This is a genomic window from Pandoraea sp. B-6 (assembly GCF_000282835.1).
Taxonomy (GTDB): domain Bacteria; phylum Pseudomonadota; class Gammaproteobacteria; order Burkholderiales; family Burkholderiaceae; genus Pandoraea; species Pandoraea cepalis.
On the sequence record NZ_KB290516.1, the window covers coordinates 92537 to 118188 of the forward strand.

The window sequence follows — 25652 nt, forward strand, 5'->3', positions numbered from 1 at the left end:
GGACGCCAATCGTGCCCAGCGCGATCGCCAGTCCGTAGGGAATGGCGCCAACTGATGCGGCAGCCCTCCCTGGAGCCGGCGCGTCGTACCTGCGCGGCCCCCATTGGCCGACGATGGCGCGGGTATTTCTGAACAGTTGCACGGCGTTTCCGTGCAAGAGCGACAAACCGATGCTCCAGACGCCGCCGAGCACGAAGGTGGCGATCGCTGCATCGAAGGCCTGATGTGCACCGATCCATGCGCCGACGGCCATCATCAGCTTCACATCGCCGGCGGCCATGCCGCGCAGCAGATAGAACGGCAGGAACATCGCCAATCCAGTCAGCCAGCCAAGCGCCCAGGCGGCGCTCCCGTCAAGCCAACCGTGGACCCAGATCTGCATCGCCAGCGCGGCGAGCCATGCGCTCCCGACCAGGCGATTGGGAATGCGTCGGGATTGCCAGTCGCAGGCGGCGGCCACGACGACCAGCGTCACCGTGCCGAATGCGCTCAGGTTCGGTGCCATGAAAGGGCTGTCGAGCATGATCGTTACCTCGCCTATCGTTCGGAATCCGCGGCTCGCACTTGCGAGGGGAAATATTGCGGGTGACCGGGGGGGAGCGGGGTTCGCTCCTTGAGGCCACCCGCCTTGATATCGGCTCGCTCAACCGTTCGCCGACGTCAGCGCGGAACCAATCTTGCTGAACGTCGAGTTGAGCTGAGTGCCGACGATCGTCACCGAAGCGAGGATCACGACGGCGATCAACGCGGCGATGAGTCCGTACTCCACGGCGGTGACGCCGCTTTCGTCCTGGATGAAACGTTGGCAAAACTTGACGATGGTTTTCATGACAATCTCCTTGCACTTGAGGTGGCGGGATATCCTTCGTTGGCACGACGGATTGGGAATGAAGGGCTGCGGGATGCGTTAGGGCAGCCCTTCGAAAGCAGTGACGTGACGGCACGACCCCGAACAGGGGCGACACCGTGACGTGCTAGACGAGAGGTAGCAGGGACGTGGCGCGTAGCGCGGCAAGGCATCACATGCCGCCGCACGTTGCAAGGCAGGCTCGCCGAAGGCGCAGGGCTTGCGTGCCCGTACGGAAGCCCTCGGCGATCTGCTGACAAGCATGGATCGGGTCCACACATTTTCTAATCCCCCTAACGGGCGACCGCATGGCTTGACGACTTCGCCTGCGGCTATTCGCCGGCGCCGCCTCATCCTGCGAGATCCTCATCTCGCTCGGACCGGAGGGGCCTGCCGCGTACGGCTACGATCCTCAACCGGTCCGCCCCGTGATTGAGCGGCACGCCAGGGACTGAGCAAGAGACAGGCCAGCACCCCCCGGGAGGCTGATTCGGCGTGCCTCTCACGGGGGCGTTGCCTCAGCGCAGGGCTGCCAACCTAGGAATGTTTCGCGAAAAATGTTTCAGAACTGAAACATGCAAGCGCAAACCCTGCCGTTTCCACGCCTTATTCGCTAAATCGATGAAACGTGGTTTTTAGCTTTTTTCTAGTGGAAACCCTTTGTTATCTTCCGGAAAGTAAGGGGGACTACGGGTCGGGAAATCAGCTAAATACATTCACCGATATCTGTATTGAATAAGGGGTATCACTGACAAAAAATGATCCCATTGATCCCATGGATTTTTTTCTTGAAATAACCATGAAATCCAACAGGCAAGCCAATCTTCACGGGATTGAACGTGTGACGATGATCTGGATTAGACACTGGTATTCGTTATTTGTTAGAGGTTGCTTGGAATCCTTAGCCAACCTAAAAGATGGGGTATAGAAAGCTGCAGGAAAATGAAGCAAATTTGAAACGCGTAGTCGTCAATTGACCTAAGCAGAAGATTATTTGGGAGAAACACTGACTTGATATTTGTTTGGGAAGCAGCAAACAATGGTTTTCATAAAGCGCACGACATCCCGAGCCGTCAGCAACGACACTCGCCACGCGCTGCACCGTGGCGATGCACAGTCAAATGAAAAACGAAGCGGCATCGGTTTCACGCAAACGTAGCGTTGAAGTGATCTTTCGGGGATTCAGCATGAAGGCCAGACGCCGGACGGACGTCCATCGTGCGCGCACGGTCATGCGGACCGGCATCGGGTCGTCCGCACGCGGCAGCGGCGCCGCGCCGCCGCATTGGCTCGATGTGCGGCGCTTGAGGCTATACCCTCTCACTGCCCTGATTTGCTACGTCATCCTGGTAATGGGATGGATCGTCCGTCGATCCATCCTTCATCAACCCGATGTACCGCCGCTCGCCCTCGACTTCCTGCCGTTCTGGAGTGCTTCCTATCTGGGGCTTCACGGGCACGCGCTGGACGCCTATGACGTCATCAAGTTGACGCGGATCGAGACCGTCGTCGAACCGTACATGCGCGACCTGAACGGGATATTGCCGTGGTTGTATCCACCCACCATGCTGCTGTTGGTGCTGCCGCTTGCGTGGTTGCCGTACTGGATGGCGTATGGGGTGTTTGCGATTGCCGCGTTGCTGCTGTTCATTCGTGTCGTGCGTAAGATCGCGCCATGGCCACAGGCGATTTGGCCGATCCTTGGGTTCCCCGGCATTGCGTTGGTCCTCGTCGCCGGGCAAGCCGCCTGCCTCACCGCCGGACTCGCCGGGCTTTCGCTCTGGCTCTTGCGTCGGCACGCCGGGTGGGCTGGGGTTTGTGCGGGCTTGCTGTTCGTGAAGCCGCATCTCGCCATTCTTTTTCCGTTGGCCTTTCTTTGCTGCCACGCCTGGCGCGCGCTCGCGGCATGCCTTGCAACCGTCGTGGCAACCTGGCTGCTCAGCCTCGTGGCGTTCGGTCCGGACACCCTGCTGGCGTTCCTGCACGGTGTACAGGCGGCACAAGGGACGGTTGCCGAGGGGCAAGCGCATCTCTTCAGGATGCCGACCGTTTTCATCATGGTCCGCATGATGCATGCGCCGATATGGGTCGCGTATGCCTTGCATGCCGTGTCGGCGCTAGCGGCGGTCGCGGTCGTCGCGAATGCCTGGCGCAAGCCGTGCGCCTATCCCTTGCGCGCCGCCGCGCTCGTTACCGCCAGCCTGCTGATCAGCCCTTATCTCTATGACTACGACATGGTGTGGCTGGGGCTGGTGATCGCGTGGCTATGTGTTCACGGCGTGACGCGTGGCTGGCAGGTCGGCGAACGCGAGTGGCTGGTGGTGCTCTGGCTTGCGCCGTTGCTGGGCCTCGTCGTGGTGGATTTTGTCGGCTTCCAGTTCCTGCCGTTCGTCACCTTGACGACCCTCGTCGGCATCCACCTCAAGATCCGTTCCGGAGCACAGGCAGTCCTTACACCACCGATCGGCGGGGGGGCGGCATGAACTGGCTTCGGATCAATGTCTGCGTTGCCTTGGCCGCCGCCATCGGATTGGCCGTGCTGCGGATCGGTATCGTCCCGGGTAGCCTCGTCCTGCCGGCAATGGCCTGCGTGACGCTTGCCGGCGTGTGGCTTGTCTACACGCGTTATCGCCCGGACGAACGGATTCGCACCGCGTGTTCCCAGGTCATCCTCCTGATCGTCTTCAGTCATGTCGCGGCACTGCTCAGCTACGTCGTGGTCGCGACCGATGCGCCGCTTGTCGATGTCACCCTCGTGAAAATGGATGCCTGGCTGCATTTCGACTGGCCGGCCTGGCACGCGTTTGTGCGTGCCCATCGACCGCTGTCACTGGCGCTCGCGCTCGCCTACGCCAGCGGCATGCTGCAGATCGCTTTCGTGGTGGTGTTCCTCTCGCTGACCGGGCGGTTGGTCGAGGTGCGCGTGTTCTCGACGGCCATGGTGTTGTCTTGTCTGGTGACGATCGCCGTCTCGGGCATCGTGCCGGCGGCCGGCGCTTTCGTGCATTTCGGTGGAGACCCGGCGAAGCTCGCCGATCTGACTCATTTCGACGCGCTTCGACAGCATCGACTCGCGGTCGTCGATCTCGGGCAACTTCAGGGACTGATCTCGATACCGTCCTATCACGCGGTGCTGTCGGTCTTGCTCATCCACGCTGCCCGTGGATCCCGGCGGCTCGCTCGGGTGTTCCTGCCCTTGAACCTGCTGGTGATCGTGTCTGCCATCAGCGAGGGCGGTCACTATCTGGTCGATATTCTCGCCGGCATCGGCGTTGCTGTCCTCGCCATCCTCGTCGCGCGTCGTCTCCTTGGCGTCGTGCCGGAAACCACGATGGCGACGCGTCATGTCATCGCGCGCTCAAGCGGCGCCGTGCCGCCCATCGCCCCTTCGGAACAGGGAGTCCCTCATGTCCAAATCCACGGATAAAAAGCGGATATCGCTCGTCGTGCCGTGCTTCAACGAGAGCGAAGCCATCGACCCGTTCTTCCGAAGCATATTGCCGATTCTGGAGGGCATGACATCGATCGCTTTCGAGATTGTTTTCGTCAACGACGGCAGCCACGACGACACGCTGGAGCGACTTCTAGCCTATCGTAGACGCGACGCTCGCATACGCGTAATCGACCTGACGAGAAACTTCGGCAAGGAAGCCGCGCTCACTGCGGGTATTAGCGAAGCGACCGGCGATGCGGTCATCCCGATCGACGTCGACCTGCAGGACCCGCCGGAGTTGATGGTGCGGATGGTGACGTTGTGGCAGGAGGGCGCCGACGTGGTCCTCGCCAAACGAGCGAACCGCGCTTGCGACCCTTACCTCAAACGGGTCACGGCGGGTATGTATTACCGTGTCCACAACTGGCTTTCCGACGTGAAGTTGCCGGAGAACGTCGGCGACTACCGTTTGATGGACCGCCGGGTGGTGAACGCGCTCAAACGTTTGCCCGAGCGACGCCGGTTCATGAAGGGATTGTTTGCGTGGGTCGGATATCGCACTGCCGTCATCGAGTACGAACGCCTGCCTCGCAGCGCGGGTCAATCGAAGTTCTCGGGATGGCGCTTGTGGAACTTCGCGCTCGAGGGCATCACGAGCTTCAGCACGTGGCCGCTGCGAAGCTGGACCTACGCGGGGCTTTCCATTGCACTCATCGCCTTTTTGTATGGATCGTTCATCATTGTGCGCACCTTCATCCTCGGTATCGATGTGCCGGGCTATGCGTCGTTACTGAGCGTGCTCCTGTTCATGGGGGGCATCCAACTGATCGGCATCGGTGTCGTGGGCGAATACGTGGGCCGTATTTACGACGAATCCAAAGGACGGCCGGTGTACCTGGTGCGGCACCGGTATCAGGGCAGCGGCAAGGTGAGCCAGCTTCCCACGCAGGCGCTGCCGCGCGCTCGCCAAGCCACGACACGCCTGCGTGAACATCGGTCGCACACGGTCGCCGCGAGGCATTGGGGCACGCACTGAGCGTTTAGCGATACGTCCAGTGGCAATGCATTAGGTACGTGACGGGTGGCACTGTCGCTACGACCGTGGCAATGCCGAGCCATGCGGCGCCTCCCATTGTCGCGACGGCGTGCGCAATCGCCGTGGTCATGCTCAGCCCGACCAGTGACACCAACGCGAAGCGGACGGCGTTGGCGTGATCGATACGCGAGGAGAAGCTCCACAAGGTGTTGAGCAAATAGGAGCAGATCGTTGCGATGCAAAACGCGGCGGCGTTCGCGAACGTTGGTCCGACCGGTGTCGTCGCCAGCAACGTCGCCGCCGTTGCCACGTGCACGCCGGTCGATGCCATGCCCGACATCCCGAAACGAACGAAACGCCCCTGCATCACCGGGGTCATGCGCTAGGGCTTCGCGCGGAGCACCGCCAGCAGCGACACGCCGAACGGCAGGTCGATGAAGGGCAGGATCCAGCGCTCGGCACTGAAGATCCGATACAGCGAGGTGTTGAGCCACGGTGCCGGGACGGTGGTGCCGGAGGCGATTGGGGCGTGAAGGAGCCGATCTTTCATGCGCGCAACGACAGCCAGGGGGAACAGGGCGGTGTTGAAGTAGGTCACGCGCTCGATGGCAAGCCCGGCGGACTCGGCGGTCGTCGTCAACGTCTGCCGGCTATAACGCCGATGATGGTGCAGCATCACGTCATGCTGGCTCCACATCCATGCGTTCGCGGGCACGGAAACCAGGACGGCGCCGCCCGGCGCGAGGCGATCGCGGACGCATTGCAGCGAAGCGACATCGGGTCCGATGTGTTCCAGACAGTCGAAGAGGCAGACCAGATCGTAGCGGGTGCCGTCGAAGGGCATATCGTCGGGGCAGTGCCCTTGTCGAATGTCGAAACGTCCGCCGGTCTTTTGGTGGGCGATGGCACAGGCGTGGGTATCCATCTCGACGGCGTGGACACGCCCGTGATCGGCAAGCATGTCGAGGTTGCCGCCGGTGCCCGAACCGATTTCCAGAATCGCGGCATTCGCAGGCAAGGACAAGCGACGGATGACATCGCCGAGAATGCTTCTGCGGCCTTGAAACCACCAGTGATGGTCTTCGGTGCCGGCCATATCGAGATAGGCTTCAGGCGACATGGCGCTTTCCCCCGTATGAACGACTGCGTCGCATGTTCGACGCGAGTATGCGATCAGTATAGGCAGGGGAGGCGGGCGAAGCCAGACGTTATCGGGTAATCCTGAGTCCGATGTCCGACGGCCCGACGGCCCCATGCACACCTGTTGATCCCGCACACACCTTTTGTTTCGACTCGGGCCGAGGCGAACGTCCATCCGCCTCGGCGGAAGCTTGCGGAAGACAAGGCCCGAATATCGGCATGGGTTAGATGGGCTCTCGCGAGCGGACGCCTGGGTCGTACGGTACCGGTGACGCCCCGTCTTTTCCTACGACGAAGGACATCAGGTCTTCCCCAATGACGAAGCGGCCGCTGTAGCCTTGACTGATGCGGTCGCGAAGTTCGTCCATCGACGCACGGGGAATGCCGTGCCGGCTATAGAGCGAAATATGCGCCAGCACCGCTAGCTTGGGCTGTGCTTCGGAGAAGATGCGAGCGACGTTTGTCGGGTTGGCAAGATAGCTGTAGAAGTGATTCGCGTAGTCCATGTCGCGCGCTTCGAGGGCTTTGCTTGCGATCGCGACGCTTTGCACCATCAGGTCGGCGCCCTTGGCATTGGCGACCAGATTCTCGGAGTAGGTGCAGTCGTCGGTAATCACTACCGTGCGTCCCATGTACGTTACCCGATAGCCGTAGTCGGGCTTCGTGACGCCATGTTCTATGAGGAATGCGGAGACCTTGACGCCGTCTCGATCGTAGACAACACCGGGTTTGACGACGTAGGCGTGGATGTCGATGGCGCCGGGGTTCGTCTCCTTCGCAAGCAGTCGCAAGCGATTGTTGTCCTTCAGCATCAGTTTCAGGCCGGCCGCGACGTTTTCGATACCTTCGGGGCCGTACATGACCAAAGGTGTGGTGCGACGCCCGTCGTCCGTTGGAAGCGGCGCGGAGGCATAGAGATCGGCCAGCCCGGTGACGTGGTCGGAGTTCATCAGACTGACAAAGACGGCGTCAATGTCCCGGATGGGCACGTTGCGTTGATGCAGGCGAGTTGCCACGCCTCGACCGGCATCAAACAGCAGTTTTTGATTGCCCGCCTCGACGAGCATACTGATGCCGAACCGGTTGATATTGAGAATGGGCGTCCCGGTGCCGAGCAGTGTCACCCTGATTTCCTGGGCATGCAGGGGCGACATCATGAGCATGGCGAATGCCAGTGTTGCGACTGACTCGGAAAGGCGTTTTATCAGCGTCATTGTTCGACTCCTTCAAAGGGAGTTGTCAATCTACGTGACGCCTTCGCGGCAAAAACGTACTAAATTATTATTGCCCAATAACTCTCCGTTAAACGGCCGTGGAATGATCAACGTTCGGCATCTGAATACCCGCCTGCGCATCAGGCATATGGAATTTCTTGTCGCGCTCGAGCGTGAGGGAAGCCTGCACAAAGCGGCGGCAAGTCTGGGCATGTCACAGCCTGGCGCGAGCAAGATGCTTCAGGAGCTGGAGACGCTGTTCGATACCGTGATTTTCCGTCGCGAGGCCAGTGGGCTTACGGCGACGCAGGAGGGGCAGCTCATCGTCGATCGTGCGCGCGTCGTGCTGGGCGAGATAGTGCAGATGAAGTCTGATGTCGATGCCGCGCGAAATGGTGTGTATGGGCGCGTGCGTGTCGGCGTCGCCGCGGCAGCGGTCTCTGTCTTGCTCAGTGAGGCGATTCGGGCGCTGGATGAGATTGCGCCGCGCACCATCGTCGAGATTCAGGAAGGGTCACTGCCGTGGCTCGTCGATGCCCTGCTTGCCGGCACGCTGGATTGCGTCCTCTGCCGACTTTCCGATAGCACCGACAACGAGAAGCTGGCTCGTGAGGCGCTCTGTGAAGAGGGGGTGTCGGTGGTTGCGAGACCGCAGCATCCGCTGTTCAACGGTATCCCGGTGAGTGTGGCCAACCTGGCGGCTGCGCGATGGATCCTCCCGACGCGTGGTGCACCGTTGCGGGACAGGGTCGATGCGTTCTTCGTCGCCCGCGGATTAAAGCCGCCTGCACCGACCGTGGAATCCGTCTCGGTGGTCGCTAACCTTTCGCTATTGAGGAGCGACGATTTCCTGGCCTTTCTGCCTGCGCCGATTGCCCAGGATTACGCGTCGACAGCGATGCTGGTCGTCCTTCCGACACAAGTGGATATTGCATTGCCGCCCATTGGCTTGATCACTCGCGCGACAGACGTTCGCTCGCCGCAGACCGATGTGTTTCTTGAAACGATAAGACGCGTCGCGACTGTGTCTCATTGATGGAGGGCGGATGCCCTCGAATTTGGGGGCGTCAGCGCTGTTTTGGTGGAGCACCGCCCTCAAATGTCAGCAACCACTATCGAGGGAATCAAGGAAATCTGGTGGGGGCGGTCAGATTCGGACTCACGGAAGGGGGGGCGACCTAGGGGGCGGCATTGTCCGGCGACTTTCGTTGGATGTCGTACTTCCTGGCTTAGGGATTGGCATTCAGTGCGGCCTGCAGGTCGTCCGGCACGACTGAGTTACGCGGATTCGGGAATGCCCGATGCTTCGAAAATCCAGCGTGTATTCGTCGGAAGAAAGAGGGCGGTCTTCTTAATTGAGCGTCCAATTAATTGGCTTCATTTCGGTTCGCGATGGTGCGCACGGTGTCACGGATGGCCCGAGGTCTATACGAAGCCGGTCGCGATCGCTGCGTCCTGAGGCATCGGATCGGTGGCATCGGCGGTTGTGGCGTCGCGACGGTTACGCGGCTGAGATCAGCAGCTTTCCAAGAATCCTGCCGCCATGCTTTGCCTGAGCGGCCGTCAATGCCGAATACCCCACGATGACGCCGGCGTCGAGTTCGGCGCTTCGGCAAAAACTGCTGACCGTCTGCAACGACACGCCGGCCATGCGAGCCTTCGCGACATACGATGCTTCGTCCATTTGTGGCGGCAGCCACAGGACGAAATGAAATCCAGCCTGCTCACCCGATACCGTGTAATGCTCGTTGCCGTGTTGCGCCAATTGCGCGAGCACCATGTCCCGCCGATGGCGGTATGCCTGACGGCTGGCGCGCAGGTGCTTCGCAAAATCGCCGCGTCCGATGAAGCGGGCCACCGCGAGCTGAGACGCCATGCCGACGGAGCGTCCGGTTACGCGCCATACGGTCGCCAGTGCCGGCCGAAGTTCCGCCGGCACAACCATGAAGCCGATGCGCAAGCCAGAGAAAAGCGTCTTGTTGAACGAACCGCAATAGATCACGCGGTCGTATGCATCAAGCGACTTCAACGCAGGAAGCGGGGCGGCCTGATAACTGAACTCGCCGTCGTAGTCGTCTTCGATGATCCACGCCCGATCGCGCTGTGCCCAGTCGAGCAGTTCGAGCCGACGGGAGACTGACATCGTGACCCCGAGCGGCGATTGATGCGCGGGCGTCACGTACGCCGCGCACGCATCGGAATGCTGGTTCAGCGTAGCGGTCTCGATTCCCTCCCGATCGACCGGCACGTCGATTACGGTCGCGCCTGCCATCGTGAAAATTTGCCATGCCGATGCGTACCCTGGATCTTCCATCAGTACCGAGCTGCGAGGCCCGAGCACGGTTCGCGCGATGAGATCGATTGAGTGCCGGATACCGGTCGTGATGAAGATGTCGTCGGCTCCGCAAGGAATGCCGCGGTATTCCCGCAAATACCCGGCAATTTCGTCGCGCAAGCACTCGACGCCTTGCAATGGCGTTGAACAGAGGTCGCTTGCCGTGGCGGAAAGCAGGCTCATCCCGATGTACTTCTTCCATTGCTGCATCGACAACAGGTCGGGATCGGCAAGCCGCGCTATGAACGGGACGCCCAGGCGGACCGCCTGTTCCGGGGCGGCCTCGTCCGTCGTTTCTGCCTGCTCCTGGGCCTCGCTGGGGCGGCGGGGCGCGTTCTCCCGCGACTGCGTGGCCGCGCGCAGATAGCTGTCCGGAACCACTGCGGACACCCGCGAGCCGGATCCTTGTGTTCGCGCGATGTAACCCTCGGAGCACAACCGGTCGTAGGCTGCTTCGGCCGTTCCTCGCGCCACGCCCCACCGAGCGGCAAGGGTCCGGCTGGACGGCAAAGGACTCTCGCCGGGCAGCAGGCGTTTCAGGATTGCGTCGCGAATCGCGTCGGCAATGCATTCCTGCTTCGACTGCGGGCTTCCCGAGGACAGTCCCGGGGGGCGCGGCAGATCAAGTGGAATCGCGGTTTTGCCTCGCGCCATAGTGGTCTAGTCAGCATTCGATTTAATGGCCCTTCAGCTTATATCACTTTGCCCATAAATTCTTGCCAACGACATTCATTGCGTCCGGAGGAAAGTTGTCCATAAGCAAGAACCCAGAGAGATTCACGCTCGCCGTGATCGGCGGCGGGGCGGCAAGCGTCGCGTTTCTTCATCACCTGAGCAATCTGATAACACCGTCAGTTGCGGCACGAATTCAGGTAAAGGTATTTGAACCGCGGTCGCAGATTGGTCCCGGGCTAGCCTACCAGCCTGACGTCGATACGGCCTTGCTGAATCGCGCGATTGAGACGATGTCAGTATCGGCTGCCGATTTTTCGACGTTCACGTCGTGGGTTCGATGGAAGTCCCACCATGAACCCGAATTGCGCGATCTCGTCCGACGAGACCTGTCGTCAACCTATGTTTCCCGATCGCTGTTCGGTCGCTACCTGCAAGACTTTTTTAACGAGACATTGTCTACCGCGCGCCGAAAGGGGCTGTCGGTTGACGTCGTGCATCGGGAGATTCGCGCCATCTCGCGAAACTCCCGTTATCGCTTGACTGCCGACGATGAGACCTATGACGCCGACAGTGTCCTCATCGCGGTTGGCAATACAGGGCCACGCGATTATTACGGTCTTTCCGGGCACGAGCGATATATTCATCGTCCATATCCCATCGCGTCAGCGCTTACGAAGCTTGCGCATGCGAAGCGGATCGCAGTCATCGGTGCGAGTCTCACGGCGGTCGACATTGCGGTCAGCTTGTACAGAATGAACAGTCAAGCCGAGATTCACATGGTGTCGAATACCGGTGTGCTTCCGCTTGTGAAAGGTAAGCAGGCGATGCCGCAGCCGCCGCGTCACCTGACGGCTGAGCGGCTGCATGCGCTTACGTCGGAGGGACATCGCAAGATCAGTCTGCGCCAACTCGGACGTTTGATTCGCGCGGAATTCAAGGCTGCCGGTGCGGACTGGCGAGAGTTGTTTGTTGACCACGACGATGCAATTGCGCTGTTGCTCGACGAGATTGCGGAGGCGGACCGCGAACGCGCGTGGCAGACGATTCTGGTTGCTACCAACGATCTGATTGAATTCGCGTGGAATGCGTTGGACCCTCAGAGCCAGGCCTGCGCGCTAAAGCGTTTTGCTCGCCATTGGCTTGCGTGCCGAGCGCCGATGCCCGTGGAGAATGCGCGTGTGATTGCGACGATGCTCGCGGACGGCCGTCTGAAACTTATGAAGACGCCAATCGCATTCGAACGAGCGCATCCGCACCGGATTTCTTCGACGGTCTCTGGTCACTACGATTACGTCGTCAACGCGACGGGCGCTGCCAAGGACGTTCAGGCGCCGGGCGATTCGTCCCTGATCTGGCAGATGCTTCAGGACGGGCTGGCCTGCCGTGACTGGCGGGGGGGAGTCCGTGTCGACTTCGAAACGGGCGCGCTGCTCGACAGCGATGGCGAGCCGGACTATCAGCTCCGCGCTCTCGGCCATATCACGTCCGGGACATATTTTTTCGTCAGCTCGCTTGAGATGGTCGCCAAGCGCGCTCGCCGAATCGCAGCCGACATCGCCTCCGCGTTCGCGGAAGAGGACGTCACGCTGCGAGCCATCACCCAGCCGTTCGAATTTGCCGGAGACCAAGTCCCCATATGAAGACTCAATCGTTGTCCCAGTGGGGCTGGTTGCTCTTGCTGATGCTCGTCGTCTGTCTTCCGCGCGTCACGATCGATGCATACCTGCCGTCGCTGCCCGTGATGGCGGACGCGTTGCATGGCACCGACGCCCAGCTCCAGCTTACGCTGACCCTGTACATGGTCGGCTATGCGCTTTCAATGCTGGTGTCGGGGCCATTGTCCGATCGGTACGGCCGGCGTCCGGTCCTCATCGGCGGCCTGTGCATCTACGTGGCCGCGAGTGTCGCCTGTGCGTTGGCGACGAGCATTCCGACAATCCTCTGCGCGCGCATCTTTCAGGCACTGGGCGGTTGCAGTGGCACGGTGATCGGGCGAGTCATCGTGCGCGAGCGCTTTCCGACGGCAATGCAGGCCACAATGCTCAGCCGCATCTCGGCTGGCATGGCGCTGTCACCGGTGATCGCGCCGCTGGTCGGCAGTGTCGTCGCCGAATGGCTTGGGTGGCGCGGCGTGTTCGCTGGGCTTGCGGCCGGAGGGATCGTTGCGACGGCGATGGTGTTGCGTCATTTGCCCGAGACGCGTGAGAGAGCGGCGCGGCCGGAGCCGGGCGCGGGCCTGCTGCGGACGTATGGAAGACTGCTCAGGGAGCGCCGCTTTCTGCGTTATTCGCTGGCGATCAGTTTCGTCTATTGCACCTATTTTCCGTTCATCGCAGAGTCGTCGACGCTGTTCCAACGGCAAATGGGGGTGTCCGGACCGGTCTATGCGGGAATCTTCGGTGTGACCGTGCTTGGATATTTGATCGGATCGAGCATATTCAGGCGCTCCAGCGGCCGATGGAAAGCCGATCGCGTTATCGCGTGGGCGGCGTGCGTGAATCTGGCCGGGGCCGTCGCGTTATGGGGGGGCGGCGCGGTCGCCCCCGCATCCGCCGCGGCAATCGTTGTACCGATGTTCTTCGTGATGATTGCCGTCGGGATCGCAATTCCAGCCTGTCAGTTCGCAGTGATGCAGCCGTATACGAAGATCGCCGGCACGGCGTCCGGGCTCTTCTTCTTCATCCAGATGGCGATCGCGGCCGCGTGCGGCGGCGTACTTGCTTGGACGTCGGACGGCACCGCCCGTCCGATGGTCGCGGTGACCGTTTGCTCGAGCGTCGCTTTTCTGGGCGTGATGGTTGGCCTGCGAGAGCGTAGCGCGGCCGCGGCCAGCGTCGAAGCTGGCCGACACGCGACGGGGAACCAACGCGCAGCGGAGCGATGAGGGCTTGCCATTGCGTGTCGGAAAGCCGGGCCGGTCGACTTAGCCGCCACATCAAGGGCGGGAGTTGCTTCGCGCGGGCAGGTGTTTTGGCGAAGCATCACGGGGGACGGATGATGGTCGGCACGTGGCGGTCTGACTCGGGCGGGTGGGGCCGTCGGTGCGTCTCATCGGTGTCCCGCACTACCGCTTGCCGGCATGGCACTCGCTACCACTGCGTTTTCCAGCGGCGATCAACGTCGACCTAGTTGACCATGGACGTGCGCGATGCAACCCGCGCGGTAACCGCTAGAATTACGGTTTTAGCCCGAAATACGTCCATGTCTTTTGCCTCGCTTGGCCTGATCGATCCGTTGCTGCGTAACGTGCAGGATCTCAATTACCAGACGCCTACACCGGTGCAGGCCAAGGCGATTCCTGCCGTGCTCAGTGGCAAGGACGTCATGGCGGAGGCACAGACCGGCACTGGCAAAACGGCGGGCTTTGCGCTGCCGCTGTTGCAACGACTGGTGCAGAACGGCCCGGCGGTGTCGAGCAACCGTGCGCGCGTTCTTGTTCTGGTGCCCACGCGTGAATTGGCTGAACAATTGCTGCAAAGCTTTATCGCTTACGGCAAAGGCCTCGATCTGCGATTTCTGGCTGTCTACGGTGGAGTGAGTCTCAACCCGCAGATGATGAAGTTGCGCAAAGGCGTGGATGTGCTCGTCGCCACGCCGGGTCGTTTGCTGGATCTCAATCGCCAGAATGCAGTGCAGTTTGATCAAGTGCAAACGCTCGTGCTGGATGAAGCCGACCGCATGCTGGATCTGGGCTTTGCGCGCGAACTCAATGCCGTCTTTGCTGCCTTGCCCGCTCAGCGCCAGACCCTGCTCTTCTCCGCCACGTTTACCGATGACATCCGCGCCATGGCGGCGAGCGTTCTGCGCGGTCCGATCAATATCAGCGTCAGCCCGCCCAACGCCACGGCCAGCAAGATCAAGCAGTGGGTGGTGACGGTAGATAAAAAGAACAAGCCGGACCTATTCATGCACCTTGTGGCCGAGAACCACTGGGATCACGCGCTGGTGTTCGTCAAAACCCGCAATGGCGTCGATTACCTGGCGGCCATGCTGGATGAAGCGGGCTATGCGGTCGACACCATCCACGGAGACAAACCCCAACCCGCGCGCTTGCGTGCGCTGGAGCGCTTCAAGACGGGCGAAGTCCAGATGCTGGTCGCGACCGATGTGGCTGCGCGCGGACTGGATATCGACGATTTGCCGCTGGTGATCAATGTCGATCTGCCGATCGTTGCGCAAGACTACGTGCATCGTATCGGCCGTACCGGCCGCGCGGGCGCCAGCGGCGTGGCGGTGTCCCTCGTATGTGCCGACGAAGCGCCGCAATTGGCCGCGATTGAAGCGCTGATCCGGCAAACCCTGCGCCGCGAAGAAGCGCCGGGTTTTGAAGCCGAACACCGTGTGCCGCAAACCAGCGCGACGGGCCAGATCATCAAGAAACCTAAAAAACCCAAGAAGCCCAAAGTGCCGTTGGCCGGGCCGGTTACGGTGCAGACGCTCAGCAAAAAGCCGCGCACCAAACCCGCCGGCAAACCCGCTACGGGGTCGCGCAAACCCGCCGGTAAACTCGCGGGTGGTCGCGGCAAACGCCAGCCCTGATTTCTGCCTTATCGGAACACCACCGACAGGGGCACGACCACGACCGCAAAAGGGCAGCGAGGGCGGGTATGGGTCCCTGCGGACGGTTCAATATGCAGCCCGCACGCAAGACATCGAGCGCGGCGCGTTGTCCCGCATTCACGAACCGGCCCGACGCAAGCAACGACGTCCGTCGCTACCTCAGGCCGGTTCGCCATCGTCAGATCTCCGAGAGCGACACGGGCGACTGGGTGGTGATGGCCTCACTCTCCACGGCTCGCCCATGCTTTGCGCCCGCGAGCAGAATCCCCAACGCGGCCAGCACTGCCGGTATCGCGAGAATCATGAACAGTCCGGCATTGCTCCAACCCGCCGCGAGCAGCATGGCGCCTCCGAGCGAACCCGCCACCGCCCCGATGCGGCCGATGCCGAGCGCCCACGCCACGCCGGTCGCGCGATTGGATGTCGGGTAATAGGCGGACGCAATCACGTTCGCGCAGACCTGCGAACCGCTCACGCAGAATCCGGTCACGAAGATGCCCAGCGCCAGCCATACCGCATCGCCGGCAATCGCCAGCGACGCTAGCGCGAACGCACCCACGACATAGGCTGCGGCGACCACTTTGTAAGGATGGTACCGGTCGATCAGCACGCCCAGCACAATCGCACCCAGCACGCCGCCGCCTTGCAACAGTCCGGCAAACATCGACGCCTGCTTGAGCGTCAGGCCGCTGCGCTCCGCCAGGATCGGCAGCCAATTGATGAGCAGGTACAGCAACAGCAAACTCATGAAGAATGCGAGCCAGAGCAGCAGCGTGCCGCGCCGGTAGTCGCGATGGAACAGTTGCACCACGGGCGACGACGGGAGGCGATCGTCGGCAGCGGTGTACTGCTGACCGGCCACAACCCGTTGCGGCGCGACGCGCGCCAGAATCGAGATGATCTGCGTCTGCGTGCCGCCTCGGATCGCCAAAAAGCGCACCGACTCCGGCAGCGTGAACCACAGCACCGGCGCAAGCGCCAGCGGCAGCAGGCCGCCGACGGCGAGCAAGCCGCGCCAGCCGATCCCCGCCACGAGGTACGCCGTCACTACGCCGCCGAGCGCCGAGCCGAGCGAGAAGCCGCAGAACATCAGCGTGAGCAGAGTGCCGCGACGCCGCTCGGGACTGAACTCGGACGTCAGCGTGATCGCGTTGGGCATGGCACCGCCCAATCCCAGGCCGGTCAGGAAGCGAAGCGCGATCAGCCATTCGACGTTCGGCGCAAACGCCGCCCCTACGCTTGCCGCACCGAACCACGCGACAGACAAGATCAAGACACGGCGGCGTCCGATACGGTCCGCCATCGGCCCGCTACAGAACGCGCCCACCATCAGTCCCAGCAGTCCGGCGCTGAACAGGGGGCCGAGCGAGACCATCGACAACTGCCATTCGGCGCGAATGTGAGGGGCGACAAAGCCGATGATCGCGATGTCGAACCCGTCCAGCGCCACGATCAGGAAGCACATCGCGCTGATCATGATCTGGAAGCGCGACACTGGGATCGCGTTGATGAAGTCCCGTACGTCCACTGACGTGTGCCGGGTGTCTTGCTTGTCCATGAAAGTGTCTCCTGTCTCGATGCGGCGATACGATGTCGCCCTTTATGTGGATGTGCTCAATGAGGCTGGCAGCTATGCGGCGCGCCCGTGCACTGGGTCGGCGGCATTGGTCTCTACTTGTGCGATGAACGCAGGATCTCGCCGACGAAGGTCTTCGTGACTGACGCGTCCCGTGCGCAGCATGTAGTCGTATGCAAAGCTCACGGGATCGAGGTGCATGCGCTGGCCAACGGACTCGTACCAGTCGAGGCTCCGTCTGGCGGCGTCCTGAAAGCGATCAGAGGCGCTGCGACGGCTTTGCTCGAACGAAGCGAACGCCGCTTGCACATCATTCCGATGCGCCGACAGCGCTTCGAACAAGGCGATGGCATCCTGCATGGCCATGCGCGTGCCCGAGCCGAGGGAGAAGTGCACACTGCGCAGGGCGTCGCCAAGCAGAACCACGTTGCCGTGCGACCAGCGCGCATTGCTGACCACCCGTGCCTGAAACCAGTTCGACCGGTTGGTCAGCAACGAATGGCCTTGCAGGTCGTCGGCAAAGATCTGCTCGCAGAACGCGCGGCTCTCGGCCTCGGCGGCGGTGTCGAGGCCGCAGCGCTGCCATGTCTCGGGATCGACTTCCACGAGGAACGTTGAGCGATCGGGACTGTATTGATACGCGTGCGCCATGAACACGCCGTGCGGCGTCTGACGGAAGATCAACGACACCGGGTGGAAGAGCTGCGACGTGCCATACCACGCGAACTTGTTGCGTCGCTCGTCGAAGCTCGGCATGAAGTGTTCGGCCAGATGGGTGCGCACGTCACTGTTCACGCCGTCGGCGGCGATGATCACGTCGGCGTCGGGCAGTTGGGCCGGATCGGTGACGTGGCTTTGATAGCGAACATCGACACCTGCTTGCGCGCAGGCTTGCTGTAGTACGCGCAGCATATCGATGCGGGACGTGCGCGAAAAGTGATTGTTGCTCAGGCGCACCGGCACGCTTTGATGCACGATCTCCATGTAATCGCAGCGGGTATGGTGCGCGGTGAACTTGCGGAAGAATGCCTCGTCCGCCTCTTTCAGGAACGCAAGTGCGATGTCGGAGAAGACAACGCCCCAGCCATAAGTGGCATTGGCGGCGTTGCGCTCGTGCACGACGATCTCGTCTTGCGGATGACGCTGTTTCATCAACAGCGAGAAGTACAGGCCGGCAGGCCCGCCACCGATGACGGCGATTCTCATGATGGGCTCCTTGATTTTTGGCTGGCGAAGATGGCGGGGGCGTCAGGCAATACGTGTCAGCGGTCGTGCGCTCGGCACGCCCAGCAGGGCACCGGCGTTGGGCACCTCAGGGGCCAGACCGAGGTGATCGAGCATCTGGCGCACGGTGCTCACGGCGGTCGACGTCACGGGAAGGCCGAGCCGGTCCTGCGCGATCTGGATCGCAGGCAGCGACGGCATCTGCACGCAGGCGGACAGCACCACGACGTCTGCATTGGCCGTATTGAGCCGCTTGACGTCGTTGAGCAACTGCATGGGGTCGCGGCGTCCGACCTCAAGGTTGTCGGGAATTTCGAACGACAGAGCATCGAGCACCTCGATGCCCTCGTGCTCGATATACTCGACCACAGCTTGCGTGAGCGGCTTCATGTACGGCGCCATCAGCGCGATCTTGCGCGCGCCCAGCGTCTTCAACCCGGCGACGAGTGCACCGGCCGACGTCATGATGGCGGCTGTGCAGTGGTTCTCGCGGCTGACGCGGCGCAGGTCCTCCTCAACCTGGCGGTGGTAGCCCGGCCCCATCGCCATGATGGCCACGAGGCAAGCGGTACTCATGACATCCACACGCGCGTCGGCGAGTTCGGCGGCACAGCGCAGGCCCTCGGCGTTCATCGCCGCAAGTTCCTCCTTCACCACGCGATGCATGCGCATGCGGCTCGAATGGAAGGTGAAGCGCTCGGGCAGGACCTGTTCACGCGCGCGCAGCATGGCGGGAATCTCGGTCTCCATCGTGGTGTTGGAACTGGGCACGATCTGACCAATGCGAAATGGGGTAAGCGTCATAGGGTGATGTCTCCGGCGAGTGAGGGGGCAGCGGCGTGTTCGGTGCAGGCTCGGTATTGTTCGAGTGCCGCGCGCAGCACCGACGGCATCTCGATCGACTCGCGCGCGCCGCGCTGGATGCAGATCGGCGTGAGTCGTGCAATGAAGGCGATGTCGTTGTCGGCTTTGCGCGCCGTCATCAACAAGGTGAAGGTTCGGGTGCGAACTTCGGCGACTTCCACGGTGACGTCGAACGCGTCGTCCGGCCAGAGCGAGCGGTGGAAGTCGAATGTCAGCGCGCGGGTGGGGGTGCCGAATCCGTGTCGGTTCTTGACGGCCTGTGGTGTGCCGCCGAAGAGCGATCCGTAGAACAATTCGGCGATGGAGATGACATAGTCGGAAAAGGTTGCCGTGTAGACGACGCCGGCCGGGTCGCACTCGCCCCATCGCACCTGACGGCGCACTACGAAGGGCTGCTCGCTCACCACGTATTCGGTACTGATCATGCGTCCGCCTTTGCCGTCTGGGCGGTAGTGGTACGCGCGGTTTCGGCGGCAAGGCGTTCGGCGATGGCCGCCCGCAGCGATGCCTTGTCGACCTTGCCGACGCGGGTCACCGGAAATTCGTCGACCGTCTCGATACGCTCCGGGCACTTGAACTTCGCCAGCCCCTGGCCGATGAGAAACGCGGCGAGTTCGGTGACGGAAGGCGCGACATGTCCGGGGCGCAGGATGAGATAGACACAACCCCGCTCGCCGTAAATCGGATCGGGCATGGCGACCAGCTTGGCGTCGGCAACGGACGGATGATGGCTGACAAACGCTTCGACCTCTTCGCAGCCGATCTTCTCGCCACCGCGATTGATGTTGTCGCGCAGACGCCCTTCGAAGGCGAAGCAGCGCACGCCGTCGATGACCTTTTCCGTGACCATGTCGCCGGTGCGCACGAAGCCGTCCGGCGTGAGCGTCTGCGCCGTTGCGTCGTGCGCCTTGTAGTAGCCGCGCAGGCTCGACGGTCCACGAAAGCAGAGTTCGCCGGCGGTACCTGCTTCGGCGGGCGTATCCGTGCCCGGAAACAGCACACGAATATCGTCGTCGTCGCACCCGGATAGCCCTTGCGTGTAGTGACGCAACGTCGCTGGCAGATGCGCGCCGGCCCCCATAAGCAGGCCTTCGGTCGTGCCGTAGAGGTTGAAGCACGGTACGCCGAGGTGGGCTTCAAGCGAGTCGGCGCGGCTCATCGTGCCGAAGAGTTGCAGCGACGAAAGATCGTGTTTGCCAACATCCTTGTACGCGATCATTTGCGGTGCGACTGGCCCAATGGAGAGGCCATGCGTGACGCGGTGCATCTCGATCAGTGTGAGCATGCGGGCGATGTCGACACGGGGCATCAGCACGGTCGTCATGCCGGTTGCCACGGTGGACGCAAGCACGTAGAGCTGGCCGGCGTTGTGCAGCAATGGCAGCGACCAGATCATGCGGCTGTGTTCGGACATGCCGATATGGCGCATCCATGTCAGCGAGTGTCCGATGTACTCCGCATGAAAGCGTGGGATGATCTTCGGCACACCGGTCGTGCCGCCCGAGAGTTGGAAGCTCAGCACGTCCTCGCTACCGATGCGAAGGTTGCCCAGCACGTCGCGCGCGCGCTCGAGTGGCATCGCGTCGATAAGACGTTCGATGGCGTGATGGCCGGTGCCGGCACGATCATCCTGCTTCCCGCGCGCCACCAGCAGATGCTCCAGCGACGCGTGCCGCGCCATCATTTGACGGGCAAACCCGACGAGATCGAACGCGGAGAAATCCGCTTGCACGAAGTAGCCGCGCGCCTCGGACTGTGAAACCAGTTGGCCGATTTCCACTTCGCGGTATTGCGGCACCGCACACACGGGAACGACGCCCGCCTTGTAGGCCCCCATCAGTGCGACGACGGTGTCGACGTTGGTGCCCATTTGGAAGACCGCTCGGTCGCCCGGGCGCAGGCCCAGTTCGATGAGCGCCGCGCCAAGCCGTTCGCTGCGCGAGTCGAGCTCGACGAAGGTCAGCGTAGCCTCATCGCTGAGGTAGGCCGAGCGTGCCGGGACACGCGCGGCGGTCGCCCGCAACGCGTCGCCGAGGGTGGTGTCGACCCAGGCGTTCGACGCGAAATAGCGCTGTGCCAGGTCCGGCGGACAGTACGTCACGCCGTCGATACGGTGATAGATACCGCTCATAGTGTCTCCTGCACGTTCCGGTGGCGACGTTATGCGCGCGGGGCGATCCGCACGATGTCGCGTTCATAGCTTTCGATTCGGCCGTCGAGGCCGCCCGTGAACAATCCGTACCAGACGGCGGGCTTCAGGCCCAGTGCGCGACGCTCGAAAGCAATCGGCACATCGCTGGAAATCACGGTGTAGTCGCCGCGGGCTTCGACCCGGCACGACGGCAACTGCCGTGCGGCTTCGGTCAGCGGCGCAAACTCGGGCACATTAAGGACGAAGATTTGCAGCGGTTGGCGGGGCTGTGGCGTTTGAGTCCTCATGACTGACGCTCCCCATGCAGACGTTGGCCGAGGCGCTGAGCCTTGCGTTGCCAAACGGTGTCGATGCAGGTAAAGGGGGCGCCGCCTGCGAGGGCTTCATCTTCGATTTCCATGGCGGCCTCGAGCGTGGCCGACGCGTCGCGCGCATCGATGCCTTCCAGCGCGCGCAGCTTGCGGGTGATCTCGATGAAGTAGCCGTTCGGGTCGCGAAAGTAAATCGACTCGATCACCTCGTGCGCCGTCTCGGTCGAGACTTCCACGCCACGCGCTTCCAACCGGGTCTTCCAGGCCCGCAATGCCTCCGGGCTGTCGACCCGCCATGCGGTGTGCGTGGCGTCGAATACGTGGTCGTCGGGTAACGGTGCCCGGCCAGGACGATTGGCGAGGAATGCCGGTTCCGCACTACCCAGATAGTAGAAGAAGGCGATCGTGCTGCCGTGGCCGCTATCGAAGAAGAAGTGCAGGAAGTCGGGGTGCGTTGCCGGCCCCCAGCCGCGGGCGGAAATCGTGTGAATCAGCGGCAGGCCGAGAATGTCGCGATAGAACTCGACCGTTTGCCGCAGTCGCCAGGTCGGCCGCGCCGTGTGATCCACGCCGTGCAGACGCAAGGCGAGATCGGCTGCGGGGATGTCGTTCAACTTCATGTCGGGTCTCCCGAAGTTCGGTAGTGCATTGGGGGGTAGGGGCAGGGCGTGTCATTGCGGGAAGGTCTCGCGCAGCCAGTCCTGCAGCAGGCGACCGGCGATGTAGCGTCCCGCTTCTTCGCCATCGGCCAGCGCGCGGCCGTGGTGGTCGCCGCGTACACGCCGGTGCGACTTCCGCGTCGAGCCGAGACTGGCGTAGATGTCGGCGATGACGCTGGGAAAGCAGGCCTGATCGCCCGTGTACTCGATGAGCAGCGTAGGCTGCACGATGGCCGATGCGGTTTTCGACAGCAAGGCGTTCGAGGACAACCCGGACCATGTGGAGAGCCACGCCTCGGGAGAGCAGACGCGGCCGAAACCGACCGAACCGTAGTTCGAGGTGAACGGATCGCTGCCCCAGAGTGAGCCGAAACGCCGGTCGGACGGGTCCAGCGTCAGGTCGAAGCAGCGCAGGTCGGCATCGGTTCGCCAGATCGTCATCACGGGCGTGTGCGCGGCTATGCGGCGCAGGCGTGCGTCGGTCCGATCCGAGTCGTGTTTGAGGCGCTCGCGTGCGCCTTGACGCGTCGCGATGAGATCGCGCGCCATGGCGTCGAGACGCGCCACACGAGCGGTTTGCGCGACGCGGTAGCGCGCTACGAAGTCGGCGTCGTAACGCGTCGCGGGGGCGCCCCCCGACTGCCGCGGCGAGAACCCGTTGGCCGGGTCGAACGGGTCGAGCGTCGGGTCGACGGATAGCGCATCCTGCTCGTTGGTCACCGACGGATCGATGCAGGTTTGCAGCAGGGCACCTTGTCCGGGGTGGGGGGCGACGAAAACCACACCGTCGATGGCCGGCATGTCGAGCGAAGCCAGTTTCGTCGGACGTCCGCCTGGTGTGCGCTCGATTCGCGCTTCCGGGACCAGCCTGGATTGCTGCGCGTAGAGGGCGTAGAGGCCACTTCCGCCCGAGTTGCCGAGCAGGATGATGCGTTTGAACCCCGCCTCGCGCAGGAATCGCATGCTGGCGGCGACGTCGTAGAGCGCGAACTCATGTTCCAGCCGCATGTCGTTGCCGACGGATCGCGGGGCCTGTGTCCATGCGGCATAGCCGGCATTCACGATATCCGGGATCAGGTAATGACATGCCATGAACTCACGCGGATGCATGATGCAGACAACAGTATCGGGCGAACCTTCGGTATAGAGTGCGCCGCTCGTTGCCGCGCCGTCTGCCGTGCGAAGGACGACATTACGCGTCGTCGCGCCCAATGGCAGATCTCGCGGATTCCAGTCCGTGTTGAGAAATCCCGCCGTCGCGCCGTGACCGACGTTACGACCTTGCAGTTGTTGACTCATCTCCTCACCTCCTTTTTTACATATTAGTCCAGTTTTTTACGGATGAGTAAACATTCGCGTTGAAATTTGACGGAGATGTAAAAAATTCTGGGGCGAAATGCTTGCGGGGCTTTGCGCTGCAAGGGAATTTGGTTATCGTTGGGGTTTTCTGACGCCTGCGTCAAAAGAGGAACTGAAGGTCGTCATGAGCAAAGCACAGACAAAGAGCGACGCGTTGCGGGAGAACATTCTGGAGGTCGCAACGCGGCTGTTTATCGAGCGGGGTTTCGACGGGACGAGCTTCAACGACATTGCGGATGTCGTGGGCGTGAGTCGTCCGGCGCTGTACTACTACTTCAAGAGCAAGGAAGCGATTCTCGAAGTGTTGACCACGGTGGTCACGCGCGCGGCGGGGGAGTTGGCCTCCGAGGCGTTACCGGAGGATTTGCGGCAACCGGCCGCGATGTTGCGGCATCTAGTGTTGCGGCATGCTCATCTGATCCTCACGCATCCGTTGCAATTTCGTGTGGTGGAGCGCAATGAGGACAACTTGCCGCTCAAGCAAAGGAAGCTCGCCGAGCAATCGCGGCGCGCGGTGCTTGAACAGTTCCGGCAGGCGATTGAGTTGGGTATCGAACGCGGTCAGTTTCGTATGATGGACGCCAAGGTCGCCGCGTTCTCGATCATCGGCATGTGCAACTGGACAGCCTGGTGGTTCACGCCGTCCGGCCCGCGCAAGGCTGACGAGATCGCGGAGCAGATTGCCGACATGGCGCTGCGCTCGGTCGAGCAAGATGCGGGGCGGCAGCTCAGCGAGCAAAGTGTGGCGGGCGTGTTGAAGCTATTGCGTGACGATATTGATTTGCTCGAGCGACATGTCAAGCCGTAAGTGAAGGGGACTACCAGCGAGCTATGTGACTCGATTCTGATGACCCGCAACGAAGTCGAATTTCATTGGCAGGAATAAAAGCGCGACAGGACTTTTGATCGTTTCCCAATTCAGCTCGTCCGTAGCGACGCGGCGCCGAGCGCATCGGGCGGGGTGGTCGAGGCGTTGATGCAATGGGACATCGATCAGTGGGTGCTCGAATCCATCGCCTTTCAAGTGCGTCGCCCTGTGTAATGGCTCATGGCCGGTGGCGCACACACGGGAAAGGCCGAGATCGGCTGTGGATTCAACCGGTCATTCGCAAGCGGCTCCATATGGCCTTGCGAGCGTCCGCTTAACGCGAAGGAACGGTCCTGTTTTCATCGTACATATTGGACTATTTTCCCCGCCGCTTCTCGAGCGCTACGCATTACACCAATGAGCGTGGCCGACGCAGCCCCGCACCACTCGCCGTAGCCAACCAACCACAAGCGTTCCTCGTTTCGGGCGTGCGTCCCATCTGTCCTTGGTAATCCGTCGCTGTCGCAGATCTGCAGCGGGTCAAGATGTCTGAGTGCGGGGCGGAACCCTGTGCACCAGATCACGACATCGACGCAGGAGTGCGTGCCGTTGCTCCACACGACGCCGTCTGCATCGAAGTGGTTGAACGGACGCATTGAGTGCAGAACGCCTCGCGCACGCGCGTCGCGTACAGGCGGAACCATGACGATGTCGCCCAAACCGCCTACCGGCGCCGTCATCGTGTGCCCATCGCGAAGCGCCTGCCATTTGGCAGTCGCGCGTTCGAACAAGACTCGGCCATCCACGTCATCTGGAAGAAAAGCGGGCTCCTGCAACGTCACCCACATAGCGTTGCAGACTGTCGATACCTCCGCCAGGATTTGCGCACCCGAGTTGCCGCCGCCCACCACCAGCACGTTTTGTCCGCGCAGATCGTCCGGGTTGCGATACTGCGCCGAATGCATCTGGCGACCTCGAAAGATCTCGCGTCCAGCGTAGTCTGGGATGTAGGGTGCGCTCCACGTACCGGTCGCGCTCACCACTGCCTTAGCCAGCCATTCCCCACGATCAGTGGTAACCAGCAAGCCATTCTGTACACGTGAAACGGATTCGACATGAACGGGGCGTCGCACTGGGAAGTGATAACGATCCTCGTATCTCGCCAGATAGTCGATGACCTCGTTGCGCGTAGGGTACGTGTCTTGTGATACGGGCATCGGCCAGCCTGGCAGTGAACTCCATTGCGCCGGCGAAAACAGGTGCAGCGAGTCCCAGGTATGTCGCCAGGCGCCTCCGGGGGCGCTCTGGTCATCCAGCACGATATGGTCGAGTCCCGCACGGCGCAGGAAGTAGGAGGTGGCAAGCCCGGCCTGGCCACCTCCGATGACTACGGCGTTAATGTCTGTAGGCATGCGTTTTCGTTCCATCTCCTGATTCGAATTTCAGCGGTGTCGCAGCC

The 25652-nt window shown here is 62.0% G+C and carries 21 protein-coding genes and 1 pseudogene; 8 read left to right on the top strand and 14 right to left on the bottom strand.

All coding sequences use genetic code 11. From position 1 onward, the window contains the following. Together A985_RS25085 and A985_RS0111010 are read right to left on the bottom strand one after the other, a co-directional pair. Positions 1-523, bottom strand: a 523-nt coding sequence (locus tag A985_RS25085; protein ID WP_232424591.1) for a prepilin peptidase, incomplete at its 3' end; no start/stop codon positions are given. Between the two features lie 120 nt (positions 524-643). Beyond that, positions 644-829 carry a Flp family type IVb pilin gene (locus A985_RS0111010; RefSeq protein ID WP_017233461.1) on the bottom strand — a complete coding sequence of 62 codons (186 nt, stop codon included), beginning with the start codon at positions 827-829 and terminating at the stop codon, positions 644-646. A 1205-nt stretch (positions 830-2034) separates the two neighbouring features. On the opposite strand from A985_RS0111010, the gene A985_RS25090 reads away from it, so the two are divergent. The 3 genes from A985_RS25090 to A985_RS0111025 are packed head-to-tail and all read left to right on the top strand — an operon-like array spanning position 2035 to position 5316. Further along, positions 2035-3330 (top strand): glycosyltransferase family 87 protein, encoded by a 1296-nt coding sequence (locus tag A985_RS25090; protein WP_157211424.1) that lies wholly within the window; start codon positions 2035-2037, stop codon positions 3328-3330. Continuing rightward, a complete protein-coding gene (locus A985_RS25095) occupies positions 3327-4274 on the top strand; it encodes a phosphatase PAP2 family protein (protein ID WP_017233463.1) in 948 nt (315 codons plus the stop codon). Before A985_RS25090 ends, A985_RS25095 begins: the two co-directional genes overlap by 4 nt. Beyond that, entirely contained in the window at positions 4255-5316 is a 1062-nt protein-coding gene (locus tag A985_RS0111025; RefSeq protein ID WP_017233464.1) for a glycosyltransferase family 2 protein, read from the top strand. Before A985_RS25095 ends, A985_RS0111025 begins: the two co-directional genes overlap by 20 nt. Before the next feature lie 4 nt (positions 5317-5320). On the opposite strand, the gene A985_RS0111030 is transcribed toward A985_RS0111025, so the two are convergent. The 3 genes from A985_RS0111030 to A985_RS0111040 form a co-directional block, all read right to left on the bottom strand. Continuing rightward, entirely contained in the window at positions 5321-5695 is a 375-nt protein-coding gene (locus tag A985_RS0111030; protein WP_017233465.1) for a GtrA family protein, read from the bottom strand. A gap of 3 nt (positions 5696-5698) precedes the next feature. Further along, a complete protein-coding gene (locus A985_RS0111035) occupies positions 5699-6436 on the bottom strand; it encodes a bifunctional 2-polyprenyl-6-hydroxyphenol methylase/3-demethylubiquinol 3-O-methyltransferase UbiG (RefSeq protein WP_017233466.1) in 738 nt (245 codons plus the stop codon). A gap of 244 nt (positions 6437-6680) precedes the next feature. After that, positions 6681-7670, bottom strand: coding sequence for an MBL fold metallo-hydrolase (locus A985_RS0111040; protein ID WP_017233467.1), 990 nt, complete (start codon positions 7668-7670; stop codon positions 6681-6683). 22 nt (positions 7671-7692) lie between these two features. Here A985_RS0111040 and A985_RS0111045 point away from each other — a divergent pair, with 22 nt between their 5' ends. Then, positions 7693-8706: a LysR family transcriptional regulator gene (locus tag A985_RS0111045; RefSeq protein ID WP_198288687.1), complete on the top strand. Its 1014-nt coding sequence runs from the start codon at positions 7693-7695 to the stop codon at positions 8704-8706. Between the two features lie 465 nt (positions 8707-9171). Here the strand turns inward: A985_RS0111045 and A985_RS0111050 are convergent, their stop codons facing one another. Next, entirely contained in the window at positions 9172-10659 is a 1488-nt protein-coding gene (locus tag A985_RS0111050) for a PLP-dependent aminotransferase family protein (RefSeq protein ID WP_017233469.1), read from the bottom strand. 95 nt (positions 10660-10754) lie between these two features. On the opposite strand from A985_RS0111050, the gene A985_RS0111055 reads away from it, so the two are divergent. The 3 genes from A985_RS0111055 to A985_RS0111065 all read left to right on the top strand — a co-directional run bounded on the left by A985_RS0111055 (position 10755) and on the right by A985_RS0111065 (position 15219). Next, the gene (locus A985_RS0111055; RefSeq protein WP_026131852.1) at positions 10755-12320 is read left to right on the top strand and encodes an FAD/NAD(P)-binding protein; all 1566 of its coding nucleotides are present in this window, start codon (positions 10755-10757) and stop codon (positions 12318-12320) included. After that, positions 12317-13564: a multidrug effflux MFS transporter gene (locus A985_RS0111060; protein WP_017233471.1), complete on the top strand. Its 1248-nt coding sequence runs from the start codon at positions 12317-12319 to the stop codon at positions 13562-13564. The genes A985_RS0111055 and A985_RS0111060 overlap by 4 nt, the downstream gene beginning before the upstream one ends. Before the next feature lie 317 nt (positions 13565-13881). Further along, positions 13882-15219: a DEAD/DEAH box helicase gene (locus tag A985_RS0111065; protein ID WP_017233472.1), complete on the top strand. Its 1338-nt coding sequence runs from the start codon at positions 13882-13884 to the stop codon at positions 15217-15219. 199 nt (positions 15220-15418) lie between these two features. Here A985_RS0111065 and A985_RS0111070 read toward each other — a convergent pair whose 3' ends face one another. From A985_RS0111070 to A985_RS0111100, 7 genes and pseudogenes are all read right to left on the bottom strand, one after another. Further along, positions 15419-16798, bottom strand: coding sequence for an aromatic acid/H+ symport family MFS transporter (locus A985_RS0111070; protein WP_017233473.1), 1380 nt, complete (start codon positions 16796-16798; stop codon positions 15419-15421). Positions 16799-16870: 72 nt separating this feature from the next. Continuing rightward, entirely contained in the window at positions 16871-18022 is a 1152-nt protein-coding gene (locus A985_RS0111075) for an FAD-dependent monooxygenase (protein WP_017233474.1), read from the bottom strand. 42 nt (positions 18023-18064) lie between these two features. Further along, entirely contained in the window at positions 18065-18844 is a 780-nt protein-coding gene (locus A985_RS0111080) for an Asp/Glu racemase (protein ID WP_017233475.1), read from the bottom strand. Further along, positions 18841-19329 carry a thioesterase family protein gene (locus A985_RS0111085; protein ID WP_017233476.1) on the bottom strand — a complete coding sequence of 163 codons (489 nt, stop codon included), beginning with the start codon at positions 19327-19329 and terminating at the stop codon, positions 18841-18843. The genes A985_RS0111080 and A985_RS0111085 overlap by 4 nt, the downstream gene beginning before the upstream one ends. Beyond that, entirely contained in the window at positions 19326-21035 is a 1710-nt protein-coding gene (locus A985_RS0111090; RefSeq protein WP_017233477.1) for an AMP-binding protein, read from the bottom strand. The genes A985_RS0111085 and A985_RS0111090 overlap by 4 nt, the downstream gene beginning before the upstream one ends. A 29-nt stretch (positions 21036-21064) precedes the next feature. Beyond that, positions 21065-21987: pseudogene (locus A985_RS25100) on the bottom strand (VOC family protein). Positions 21988-22038: 51 nt separating this feature from the next. Then, positions 22039-23325 (bottom strand): hypothetical protein, encoded by a 1287-nt coding sequence (locus A985_RS0111100; protein ID WP_017233478.1) that lies wholly within the window; start codon positions 23323-23325, stop codon positions 22039-22041. Positions 23326-23422: 97 nt separating this feature from the next. On the opposite strand from A985_RS0111100, the gene A985_RS0111105 reads away from it, so the two are divergent. Further along, positions 23423-24193 (top strand): TetR/AcrR family transcriptional regulator, encoded by a 771-nt coding sequence (locus tag A985_RS0111105; protein WP_232424595.1) that lies wholly within the window; start codon positions 23423-23425, stop codon positions 24191-24193. Positions 24194-24552: 359 nt separating this feature from the next. Here the strand turns inward: A985_RS0111105 and A985_RS0111115 are convergent, their stop codons facing one another. Continuing rightward, on the bottom strand, positions 24553-25605 hold the full coding sequence (locus A985_RS0111115) for an ArsO family NAD(P)H-dependent flavin-containing monooxygenase (protein ID WP_017233480.1): 1053 nt from the start codon (positions 25603-25605) through the stop codon (positions 24553-24555). Between the last annotated feature and the right edge of the window lie 47 nt (positions 25606-25652).

Bases quoted from the DNA above. Each gene is read 5' to 3' on its own strand.
- A985_RS0111010 (WP_017233461.1), bottom strand. From the start codon at position 829: ATGAAAACCATCGTCAAGTTTTGCCAACGTTTCATCCAGGACGAAAGC.
- A985_RS25090 (WP_157211424.1), top strand. From the start codon at position 2,035: ATGAAGGCCAGACGCCGGACGGACGTCCATCGTGCGCGCACGGTCATG.
- A985_RS25095 (WP_017233463.1), top strand. From the start codon at position 3,327: ATGAACTGGCTTCGGATCAATGTCTGCGTTGCCTTGGCCGCCGCCATC.
- A985_RS0111025 (WP_017233464.1), top strand. From the start codon at position 4,255: ATGTCCAAATCCACGGATAAAAAGCGGATATCGCTCGTCGTGCCGTGC.
- A985_RS0111030 (WP_017233465.1), bottom strand. From the start codon at position 5,695: ATGACCCCGGTGATGCAGGGGCGTTTCGTTCGTTTCGGGATGTCGGGC.
- A985_RS0111035 (WP_017233466.1), bottom strand. From the start codon at position 6,436: ATGTCGCCTGAAGCCTATCTCGATATGGCCGGCACCGAAGACCATCAC.
- A985_RS0111040 (WP_017233467.1), bottom strand. From the start codon at position 7,670: ATGACGCTGATAAAACGCCTTTCCGAGTCAGTCGCAACACTGGCATTC.
- A985_RS0111050 (WP_017233469.1), bottom strand. From the start codon at position 10,659: ATGGCGCGAGGCAAAACCGCGATTCCACTTGATCTGCCGCGCCCCCCG.
- A985_RS0111060 (WP_017233471.1), top strand. From the start codon at position 12,317: ATGAAGACTCAATCGTTGTCCCAGTGGGGCTGGTTGCTCTTGCTGATG.
- A985_RS0111065 (WP_017233472.1), top strand. From the start codon at position 13,882: ATGTCTTTTGCCTCGCTTGGCCTGATCGATCCGTTGCTGCGTAACGTG.
- A985_RS0111070 (WP_017233473.1), bottom strand. From the start codon at position 16,798: ATGGACAAGCAAGACACCCGGCACACGTCAGTGGACGTACGGGACTTC.
- A985_RS0111075 (WP_017233474.1), bottom strand. From the start codon at position 18,022: ATGAGAATCGCCGTCATCGGTGGCGGGCCTGCCGGCCTGTACTTCTCG.
- A985_RS0111080 (WP_017233475.1), bottom strand. From the start codon at position 18,844: ATGACGCTTACCCCATTTCGCATTGGTCAGATCGTGCCCAGTTCCAAC.
- A985_RS0111085 (WP_017233476.1), bottom strand. From the start codon at position 19,329: ATGATCAGTACCGAATACGTGGTGAGCGAGCAGCCCTTCGTAGTGCGC.
- A985_RS0111090 (WP_017233477.1), bottom strand. From the start codon at position 21,035: ATGAGCGGTATCTATCACCGTATCGACGGCGTGACGTACTGTCCGCCG.
- A985_RS0111100 (WP_017233478.1), bottom strand. From the start codon at position 23,325: ATGAGTCAACAACTGCAAGGTCGTAACGTCGGTCACGGCGCGACGGCG.
- A985_RS0111105 (WP_232424595.1), top strand. From the start codon at position 23,423: ATGCTTGCGGGGCTTTGCGCTGCAAGGGAATTTGGTTATCGTTGGGGT.
- A985_RS0111115 (WP_017233480.1), bottom strand. From the start codon at position 25,605: ATGCCTACAGACATTAACGCCGTAGTCATCGGAGGTGGCCAGGCCGGG.